General features: G+C 52.5%; 2 protein-coding genes and 1 pseudogene. 2 read left to right on the top strand and 1 reads right to left on the bottom strand.

Annotation, left to right across the window (positions count from 1 at the left end; all coding sequences use genetic code 11):
- A pseudogene (locus HEN33_RS24770) lies at window positions 1-380 on the top strand (tail assembly protein); the annotation flags it as partial.
- A 238-nt stretch (window positions 381-618) separates the two neighbouring features.
- On the opposite strand, the gene sodC reads toward HEN33_RS24770, so the two are convergent.
- Complete coding sequence (gene sodC / locus HEN33_RS24765; protein ID WP_001530016.1) at window positions 619-1,146, bottom strand: superoxide dismutase family protein; 528 nt, start codon at window positions 1,144-1,146, stop codon at window positions 619-621.
- 135 nt (window positions 1,147-1,281) lie between these two features.
- Here sodC and HEN33_RS24760 point away from each other — a divergent pair.
- Window positions 1,282-1,874: host specificity protein J (locus HEN33_RS24760; protein ID WP_183083502.1), on the top strand; the 593-nt coding region annotated here is incomplete at its 3' end.

The following is a 1,874-nucleotide window of genomic DNA, read 5'->3' as shown; positions in this document are numbered from 1 at the left end:
GACTGCAGATTGTGCTGGGGGCGGCAGCCATCGTGGGCTCTTTCTTCACGGCCGGGGCATCAATGGCGTTATGGGGTTCAGCCCTGGCAGCCGGTGGTTTTTCTGCCACCACGATGCTGTTTTCACTGGGGGCCAGCATGATACTGGGTGGTGTGGCTCAGATGCTGGCCCCGAAGGCTAAAGTACCGGAGTACAAAAGCACGGATAACGGCAGACAGAACACGTACTTTTCCTCGCTGGATAACATGATTGCCCAGGGGAACCCGATGCCGGTGCCTTACGGGGAAATGCTGGTTGGCTCACGGCGAATCTCCCAGGACATCAGTACCCGTGATGAAGGCGGTGACGGGAAGGTGGTGGTTATCGGGCGGCAGGCATAAAAGCGAAAAAATCCCGCAGTGCTCACGGACAGGAACTGCGGGAGAGTTACGAAGATTGAGTGTAAGGAATTATTCTTATGTCACGACAAAAAACATTAACGCAGAGAAATTATTAGCACCACAGTCAGTTTGTGAAAATTTGAAGATATTCAGAGTTTTTCTGTGTGTTCTTCTGGTGAGAGCGGATTCATTGACTGGTGGAGAAAAGGTAAGGGGGCAGCTCCCCTTACCAGACTTGTTATGGGATGATACCACAGCCCATTCTTGCACCGCCGCCGCCGAGTGGATCTGGATGGTCATGATAGTTGTCACCGCCAATGTGGATCATAAGAGACCGTCCGCTTATTTCTGTTAATTCTTTCAGTTTTGGTGCGAGAACCGGATAGTTTGCTTTTCCGTCATGAGTCACGTACAGAGCCGGGAGATCGCCCAGGTGACCATCCGGAGACCAGGGACCAAGATGTTTTCCAGTCTGTTTCGGGTCAAAGTGACCGCCAGCTGCTAATGCCGCAACAGATACTCCATCTTTCAGAGCCGGCGCGCAACTTCCCTTTTCGTGCACATGAAATCCATGAATGCCCTGAGGTAAAGAGTGCAGATCTGGTGTGAACAGGAGACCATAGCTGGTCTCCTGGATAGTTATTGTTCCGGCGCTCACCTCTTTGCCATCGGCATTAACAAGGTTCATGGGGACTTTTATTGTGGCGGCATATCCACATGATGTTGCCAGCACCATTGCAATAGCAGCAAGACTTTTACGGTTCATAAAACCCTCATTAATTATTTTAACAGACTGAGTTTACTGACTGCAGGAATACAAACAGCGTTCTGATGGTATCGCGCAATAGTTATTGAATGTGACTATTGCTTCGATTAATCATATCAATTAACAGGAGTTATCATGGGTAAAGGTGGCGGCAAGGCGCACACGCCGGTAGAGGCAAAGGACAATCTTAAGTCCACGCAGATGATGAGCGTGATTGACGCCATTGGTGAAGGGCCGATTGAAGGTCCGGTGAAGGGGCTGCAGAGTATCCTGGTGAACAAAACCCCGCTGACGGACACGGACGGTAATCCTGTGATACATGGTGTGACAGCGGTCTGGCGCGCCGGGGAGCAGGAGCAGACACCACCTGAAGGCTTTGAGTCCTCCGGGGCGGAAACCGCACTGGGCGTGGAAGTGACGAAGGCAAAGCCGGTGACGCGCACCATTACATCCGCGAACATTGACCGCCTGCGGGTCACCTTCGGGGTGCAGTCACTGTTGGAGACCACCTCAAAGGGCGACCGTAATCCCTCTTCTGTCCGACTGCTGATTCAGTTGCAGCGTAACGGTAACTGGGTGACGGAAAAGGATGTCACCATTAACGGCAAGACCACCTCACAGTACCTGGCGTCGGTGATTCTGGAGAATCTGCCTGAGCGGCCCTTTAACATCCGGATGGTCCGGGAGACGGCGGACAGCACCACGGACCAGCTGCAGAACAGAACGCT

This window comes from Escherichia sp. 94.0001 (genome assembly GCF_013369155.2).
GTDB lineage: Bacteria > Pseudomonadota > Gammaproteobacteria > Enterobacterales > Enterobacteriaceae > Escherichia > Escherichia coli_F.
The sequence above is the reverse complement of the archived record's forward strand: the minus strand, read 5'-3'. Positions and strand labels throughout refer to the sequence as shown.